This window comes from Idiomarina sp. UBA4206 (assembly GCF_002383015.1).
In the GTDB taxonomy this organism is placed as follows: domain Bacteria; phylum Pseudomonadota; class Gammaproteobacteria; order Enterobacterales; family Alteromonadaceae; genus Idiomarina; species Idiomarina abyssalis.
In genome coordinates, this window is the sequence record NZ_DFTS01000028.1 from 25289 (window position 1) to 31883 (window position 6595).

At 45.9% G+C, this 6595-nt stretch carries 8 protein-coding genes and 1 pseudogene; 4 read left to right on the top strand and 5 right to left on the bottom strand.

Annotated features, from left to right (window positions below):
• From B3180_RS06185 to B3180_RS06195, 3 genes and pseudogenes are all read left to right on the top strand, one after another.
• Positions 1 to 281 (top strand): annotated as a pseudogene (locus B3180_RS06185) (dehydrogenase); the annotation flags it as partial.
• A gap of 41 nt (positions 282 to 322) precedes the next feature.
• Positions 323 to 1585: an MgtC/SapB family protein gene (locus B3180_RS06190; protein ID WP_273022364.1), complete on the top strand. Its 1263-nt coding sequence runs from the start codon at positions 323 to 325 to the stop codon at positions 1583 to 1585.
• Positions 1586 to 1610: 25 nt separating this feature from the next.
• Entirely contained in the window at positions 1611 to 2738 is a 1128-nt protein-coding gene (locus tag B3180_RS06195) for a DSD1 family PLP-dependent enzyme (RefSeq protein WP_273022363.1), read from the top strand.
• Here the strand turns inward: B3180_RS06195 and B3180_RS06200 are convergent.
• Together B3180_RS06200 and B3180_RS06205 are read right to left on the bottom strand one after the other, a co-directional pair.
• The gene (locus B3180_RS06200) at positions 2725 to 3699 is read right to left on the bottom strand and encodes a GlxA family transcriptional regulator (protein WP_286843558.1); all 975 of its coding nucleotides are present in this window, start codon (positions 3697 to 3699) and stop codon (positions 2725 to 2727) included. The genes B3180_RS06195 and B3180_RS06200 overlap by 14 nt on opposite strands.
• Before the next feature lie 21 nt (positions 3700 to 3720).
• Positions 3721 to 4494: an MBL fold metallo-hydrolase gene (locus B3180_RS06205; protein WP_233399182.1), complete on the bottom strand. Its 774-nt coding sequence runs from the start codon at positions 4492 to 4494 to the stop codon at positions 3721 to 3723.
• A gap of 164 nt (positions 4495 to 4658) precedes the next feature.
• On the opposite strand from B3180_RS06205, the gene B3180_RS06210 reads away from it, so the two are divergent.
• Positions 4659 to 5279 carry a thiol:disulfide interchange protein DsbA/DsbL gene (locus B3180_RS06210; RefSeq protein WP_273022358.1) on the top strand — a complete coding sequence of 207 codons (621 nt, stop codon included), beginning with the start codon at positions 4659 to 4661 and terminating at the stop codon, positions 5277 to 5279.
• A 64-nt stretch (positions 5280 to 5343) separates the two neighbouring features.
• Here the strand turns inward: B3180_RS06210 and B3180_RS06215 are convergent, their stop codons facing one another.
• The 3 genes from B3180_RS06215 to B3180_RS06225 form a co-directional block, all read right to left on the bottom strand.
• Positions 5344 to 5826 carry a hypothetical protein gene (locus B3180_RS06215; protein WP_199494528.1) on the bottom strand — a complete coding sequence of 161 codons (483 nt, stop codon included), beginning with the start codon at positions 5824 to 5826 and terminating at the stop codon, positions 5344 to 5346.
• A 105-nt stretch (positions 5827 to 5931) separates the two neighbouring features.
• Positions 5932 to 6339: a septal ring lytic transglycosylase RlpA family protein gene (locus B3180_RS06220; protein WP_199494527.1), complete on the bottom strand. Its 408-nt coding sequence runs from the start codon at positions 6337 to 6339 to the stop codon at positions 5932 to 5934.
• A gap of 63 nt (positions 6340 to 6402) precedes the next feature.
• On the bottom strand, positions 6403 to 6595 hold a 193-nt coding region (locus B3180_RS06225; RefSeq protein ID WP_286843564.1), incomplete at its 5' end, for a DUF1731 domain-containing protein.

Sequence of the window (6595 nt, forward strand, 5' to 3'; positions counted from 1 at the left end):
GTAAAGACTACTTGTTTGACAATATCAGCACGGAACAAAAGAAACGCTATAAAGCATTTTCAGCCCCTATCAGCGCCTTTCATATTGCTGATGACGAGTTGTTGCAACGCTCCAATATTGAAAACCTGCTAGCGCATTACCCTAACGCAGACAAGGTGTTGAAAGACCTGACCCCGGAAATGACCGAGAGTAAAGGTATTGGCCATTTCAACTTCTTTCGCAGTCAGTTCAAAGAGTCTCTCTGGCGTAAAAACTTGCTAGACGCACTGAAGGTCAATTAAAGTCATTATAAAGTCAGTGCAATTAATAAGGACGCTTCACAATGCATTACCAAATGGAACTAGCGTTATCCTTACTGGCAGCTCTGGCATTGGGCCTGATGATAGGCATTGAACGCGGCTGGAGCGGCAGGGACAGTGATGACGGCACGCGAGTTGCCGGCGTAAGAACCTTCAGTTTAATAGGACTCAGTGGCGGCGTTTTTGCGATTTTAGCTCAACAATGGGGCGTGTGGCTTATCGTTACCGGGTTCTTTGTTGTTGCCATACTCATTGCATCGTCTTATATCAGTCATAGCAAGCTCTCCGATGACGCGGGTATTACCACCGAATTCTCAATGCTGCTGACTTTTGCACTGGCAATTTGGGCAGCCTCCGGCGACCCTTTACCTGCACTCAGTTGCGGTGCTGTAGTGGTTGCTCTTCTCGGCCATAAAAAGAGTCTGCACAAATTGCTTAAACGCATTTCACCTAAAGCCTTTTACTCTGGCATCACTTTACTGCTGATATCTGTGGTTGTTCTGCCTTTGCTGCCAGATGAAGGTTACGGCCCCTGGCAGGCACTAAACCCCTACTGGCTGTGGTGGATGGTGGTATTAATTTCGGGTCTGTCTTTTATTGGCTACCTGTTTACTCAGTTGCTGGGAGAGAAGCGCGGCACCTTAATTACCGCCATTGCCGGGGGCTTCGCATCATCCACCGCAGTGACCTTAACGATGGCTCGTTTTGCGAAAAAGAATTCTCACAGTGTCATTTACGCTAGTGGCATGCTGCTCGCGTGTAGCATTATGTTCCCGCGTGTTCTTATTGAGGTCTTTGTTGTTAACCGTGAGCTTCTAACGCTATTGTGGCCGCCTATTCTTCTCATGTTCGCCGGGTTATTAACGGTCATAGCACTCATGTACAGACAAAATAAACGTAAACCACCATCGAAGGCCGGAGAGATAACCATCAGTAACCCACTGCAACTGACCACTGCCATTCAGTTTGGTATTTTGTTAGCGGTTATTCTGCTACTGGCGGAGGCAATGAAAAAATGGTTTGGTGATGCTGGAATATACAGCCTTGCTATAGTATCCGGCCTGATGGATGTTGATGCCATTACCCTGTCGCTGTCACGCTCGGCTCAGGGCGAACTCTCCGGTCAGGTCGCCGCTATGGGAATTATCTTAGCCTGTGCCAGCAATACCCTGCTTAAAGGCGTTATGTTCGCCTCTGTCGCCGGCATTAAATTGCACTATCGTTACGCTGTTTACATGATTTTAAGCGTTATTCCTGGCTTGCTTTACGGCTTTTGGCAGTTTTAATCATCACAAATGCAGGACAACAATTATGAAATCCGCTCCTGACTGGATCACACATCCGGATACACCTTATTTGCTCATCGATGAAGCTAAATTAAAAAGTAACATTGGCTATCTTAAGCAACGGGTTGAGTCTCTGGGCAGTCATTTACGCCCACATTTAAAAACTCTACGTACTCTGGAAGCGGCTGAATACCTACTCGATAGTAAGAATGCTCCGGCTACAGTATCAACCTTAGCTGAGGCAGAAGCCTACGCGAAGGCAGGTTATACCGATTTACTCTATGCCGTCGGCATAGCTCCCGAAAAGCTCAAAAGGGTAGCCGCACTAAGGCTGCAGGGTATTAACCTGCATATTCTGATAGACAATATGGTGCAGGCGCAGGCCGTTTCCGATTTTGCTGACCAGTTCGGGCAAGACTTTTCCGTTTTCATCGAAATAGACAGTGATGACCACCGTGGTGGTATTAAGCCGGGAGACCCGCAATTGTTAACCATTGCCAAAGAACTTGGCGCTCATTTCACCGGTTTAATGACCCACGCCGGTGGCTCGTACGCCTGCAATACGGAGCAAGGGTTAAAAAACTTCGCCAAACAAGAATGCGATGCCGTTAAAGTTGCTCAGGACAACCTTCAGGCGGCCGGCATTAGCTGCGCTATAACCAGCGTTGGTTCAACGCCGACAGCACATTTTGGCGAAGACTTTAGTGACATTAGTGAGGTCAGAGCCGGCGTTTACACCACCTTTGACTTAGTTATGAAAAACATCGGCGTGTGCGGCTTTTCGGACATAGCCATGTCGGTAGTCACAACAGTCATTGGCCACAACAAAGAAAAGAATTGGTTGCTGACCGACAGCGGCTGGATGGCCCTGTCGCGTGATCGCGGTACAGCAGGCCAGAGCCAGGACTTTGGCTACGGACAAGTCTGCAGATCAGATGGCTCACTGCTGGACGGCTTGTGCGTTAACAGCACCTCGCAAGAGCACGGTGTCATTGAGTTAACCGAAGCTTACCAACCAGAAGACTTTCCTGTTGGCCATCAGCTGCGCATTTTACCTAACCATGCCTGTGCCACTGCGGCTATGCATCCGGTTTACCACGTATTAATGAGTGACGGTTCGCATAACACTTGGCAACGCATTATTGGCTGGTAGGTTCTCCCCGAAAGGTTTTTCGCCACTCACTTGGGGAGACATTAAATTGCGCTTTAAAATGATTCCGTAATGAAAGAGCTGAGTTGAAACCGCATTGGCTCGCAATGACTTCAATTGGCAAGTCGGTCGACTCCAGAAGATCCTGACTAAAACGTAAGCGTTCGTTCACCAACCAATCTCCCACTGACATGCCGGTAGCTTTCTGAAACTGGCGGCTAAATGTGCGGCGAGTCATCATGACACGTTCAGCCAACTCATCCAGGCTGTGGCTTTCTCCCAACTTCAGCCTTAAATAGTCTAGCAGTTGGTTAATACGGCTATTGGGTGTCGACTTTGGTACCGGTCTGTCAATAAATTGTGCCTGCCCGCCGTTACGATAAGGCGGTATCACCATACGTCGCGCCACTTTATTGGCAACTTCGCTGCCATATTGCTGACGCACCAAGTATAAACAGCAATCAAGCCCGGCGCCGGTTCCGGCCGATGTGACAATATTTCCACTGTCCACATACAGCGAGTTAGAGTCCAGAGTTACATCTGGAAAACGTTTTTGAAAGTCAGGCTCAAATTCCCAGTGCGTTGAAGCTTTCTTGCCAGAAAGCAGACCCGCATAAGCCAAAACATAGGTTCCCAGACACAAACCCACAATCTGTGCACCCCGGTCGTAGGCTTTTCTCAATCCATCCAGCAATGGCTGAGGAGGACGTTCCGCCGGGTTTCGCCAAAAGGGCACAATGACAATGTCCGCACTTCTTAACCCGGTAACATCATATTCAGGCGTTATTTGAAGCCCCGCATTCGACTTAAGCTCCCCAACGTCGCCGGCGCAGACCCTTAAATCAAAAAGAGGCTGCTCCGGCATAATGTCTTTAAAAATAATGCAGGGGACAGAAAAGTGAAATGAGCTGAACTGATTAAATGCCACTAAAGCAACAACTGGGGCAACAACTGGCTGTTTCATAACTGTCCCTCTGAAAAACGTTTAAAAACTATAACTTTCACCGTCTTCTGGTACCAACACTGAATTAGTAATATTCTTTTCTACTAAAAATTGACGCAACTCCACGCGCGATAACGCGGCGTGATTCACCGATTCCATATGGCTGGCAATTAATGTCGCTTCCGGCGCCGCTTTATGAACCTGGTAAACGTCTTCTTTATCCATAATAATAGAACCTAACTGAGGTATCTGAGCATCTCCTGCGTTCAGTATAACTACCTCTGGTTGGTATTGTTTCAAGCTATTTTCAACATAAGCATTCCAGACCGTGTCACCCGCCAAATAAAGCGTCTTTTCCCCATCATGCTTAAAGACAACACCGCAAACCTCACCCAATACATCTCTGGCCATCGATAAAGTCACATCGCTGCCATGCTGTCCCGGTGTTTTGTGTAATGCCATGCCTTCGAACTCAGTATTTTCGGTGAGTATTTGAAGGTTCATGAAGCCTTGCTCTTTAAGCACATGAGCATCCGCTTCGTGCTGCACGAAAATCAGCTTGTCCTTCGGAATGCTCTGCACTGCCACTTCATCCCAGTGATCAGGATGAGTATGTGTGACAATCACCGCATCCACATCTAGAATTTCATCCATCGACAAGGGCAAACCAACAGTAGGATTACGCAAATGACTGTTTAGCGTGCCTTCAAAGCCAGGGTAGCGCCCTTTCTCCGCCAGCATAGGATCAATTAAAAAGGTTTTTCCGGCAAAAGTAAGTTTTAGTGTCGCATTACGAATTTGTGTAAATTTCATCATAGTCTCCGTTGTTGTTAACGGAAGCTATTGTTATCAATAAACACAACAAAGAAGAGTGGCCTGATGGACATTTAACGATAGAATCGGGACAGCCTCAATTGTTCTTATCATAATTACCTGTAATACTTATTACCAACAATAATAAAAAAGAAAAGGAGTTCGCTATGCTAGTAAGAATCACAATGTTCGTTTGCGCACTATTCATGGCTGCTACATTGCAGGCCAAGGAATTTAGCGAGAACAGGCACTACGAAGTTTTAGATAACCCGGCTTCGACAACGCCTGAAATTATTGAGTACTTCTCTTTTTATTGCATGGCCTGTTACCGTTTCGAGCCCATTGCAAAGGAACTTGCCGCTACCTTTCCTGAAGCCTTTAAGAAGTCACACACCTCAGGGTTGAGCCCTAAACCGGGCATGGGCAGCAAAATGACCCAAGCCTATTCATTAGCCTTAATGCTGAACAAAGAACAAGCTATTAGCGAAAGCATTTTTAAGCAGCAGTTTGGGCAACGTCAGTCGATTGATACCCAGGAAAAAATTAAAGATATTTTTATTCAGGCCGGCGTTTCTGAAAGTGACTTTAAACGCAGCTTCAATAATTTTTCAGTCAAAGCTCGCGCAAAACAAATGGATAAAGACGCTCGTGATAAAAATATCACCGGCACCCCAACATTGATCGTGAACGGCAAATACAAAATTCTGATGAATGGCTTCCGCCACAGCGATGATCTTATTGGTGACCTGAAGCTCGTCATCGAGCAGTTAATGAGCAAGTCTTCATAAAAATAAATAAGGGGAAAGCTACAAGCTCTCCCCTTCGTTTTATAAAATCAACCGTGGCAGTGCCTTAATTCTCAGCACTAACTTGTATTCCGGAAAAGCTTGACTGATTCAAGTCACTCATATGATGGCTTAAACGCCAGTAGTAGATTAAGCTTATCAAGACTAAAGCGGCAAAGTCATAACCCGTAAACCCATAACCGGCATCACTGATAAAGATATCGCGGAAAATTGAAGCAACAAGGGCCAGAAGTATTACGAGCGGAAGTAGACGTATGAATAAAACCCAACTGAGCGAGACATAACGCTCCAGAAACTCTCGTCCATCACGTCCGCCATTAGATTTATAAGCAACAGCGGTTCCGAATACCACACAAACTAGCTCACCCCAGAGTGACGCTTTGTCCCAGACCGTTGTATTATCTCCCCAAATACCAACTGGCAGTGTGAACAAAACCAACATTAAGACTAAGTAGTAAAAGGCTTGAGTTTGACTGAAACGTCCCTGAAGAAAGTCCCTTTTCAGTGCATCAATATTCCAAAAGTACATATTAACTCCCTAGATTAAACTTATCTAAGGAGGCTAATATCAATATGTTAGAAGGTCACGCCTCAAATTGTTAAATTTTGTAACATAAGAGCATGAGCATTGAAGTCAGTGAACCACTTCAGTGGTTACTTCAATAATTCCGAGATCCAGATCGGCTATTTCACTAAATGCGGAACGTGACAGATCGATGACCCTGCCATCAATAAACGGTCCCCGGTCATTAATTTTGACCACAACACTTTTATTGTTAGCAATATTGGTTACACGGACTTTAGTTCCAAACGGTAAGGTTCGATGAGCCGCCGTACTTGAAAAGTGGTTATAACGTTCGCCGCTTGCGGTCGTTCTGAATTGGTATTTCATGGCATAATAAGAGGCTTTTCCGGACTCTGTGGTACCAACTAAGTTTTGAGGACTTTCAGCGGGAATCGAAGTACACCCTGCAAGCGCCAGCATAAAAATGCCAACGCCAAGGGTTAATCGTTTATGTGGATACTGGTTTTTTGTTTTCATTCCTCAATTTTACTGAGTTTCGAAAACACTGTCCGTTAAGAAAATAAAAAGACGTGTAAAGAATTACACACTGACCTGAAAGGCTTCCCGCACCGTAGGGTACTCAAATTCAAAACCATGGCTGCGCAACTTATCGGGCACCACAGCCTGACCTTTAAGCAGCATCGACGACATTTCCCCCAGACCTAACTTGAGCACAAAACCCGGTACTCTCATAAAGTGCGGTTTATTCAGTACCGACGCCAGAGTACGGCTA

What these genes read in the sequence shown, in the direction of transcription:
- B3180_RS06190 (WP_273022364.1), top strand. Translation starts at nt 323, where the DNA reads ATGCATTACCAAATGGAACTAGCGTTATCCTTACTGGCAGCTCTGGCA.
- B3180_RS06195 (WP_273022363.1), top strand. Translation starts at nt 1,611, where the DNA reads ATGAAATCCGCTCCTGACTGGATCACACATCCGGATACACCTTATTTG.
- B3180_RS06200 (WP_286843558.1), bottom strand. Translation starts at nt 3,699, where the DNA reads ATGAAACAGCCAGTTGTTGCCCCAGTTGTTGCTTTAGTGGCATTTAAT.
- B3180_RS06205 (WP_233399182.1), bottom strand. Translation starts at nt 4,494, where the DNA reads ATGATGAAATTTACACAAATTCGTAATGCGACACTAAAACTTACTTTT.
- B3180_RS06210 (WP_273022358.1), top strand. Translation starts at nt 4,659, where the DNA reads ATGCTAGTAAGAATCACAATGTTCGTTTGCGCACTATTCATGGCTGCT.
- B3180_RS06215 (WP_199494528.1), bottom strand. Translation starts at nt 5,826, where the DNA reads ATGTACTTTTGGAATATTGATGCACTGAAAAGGGACTTTCTTCAGGGA.
- B3180_RS06220 (WP_199494527.1), bottom strand. Translation starts at nt 6,339, where the DNA reads ATGAAAACAAAAAACCAGTATCCACATAAACGATTAACCCTTGGCGTT.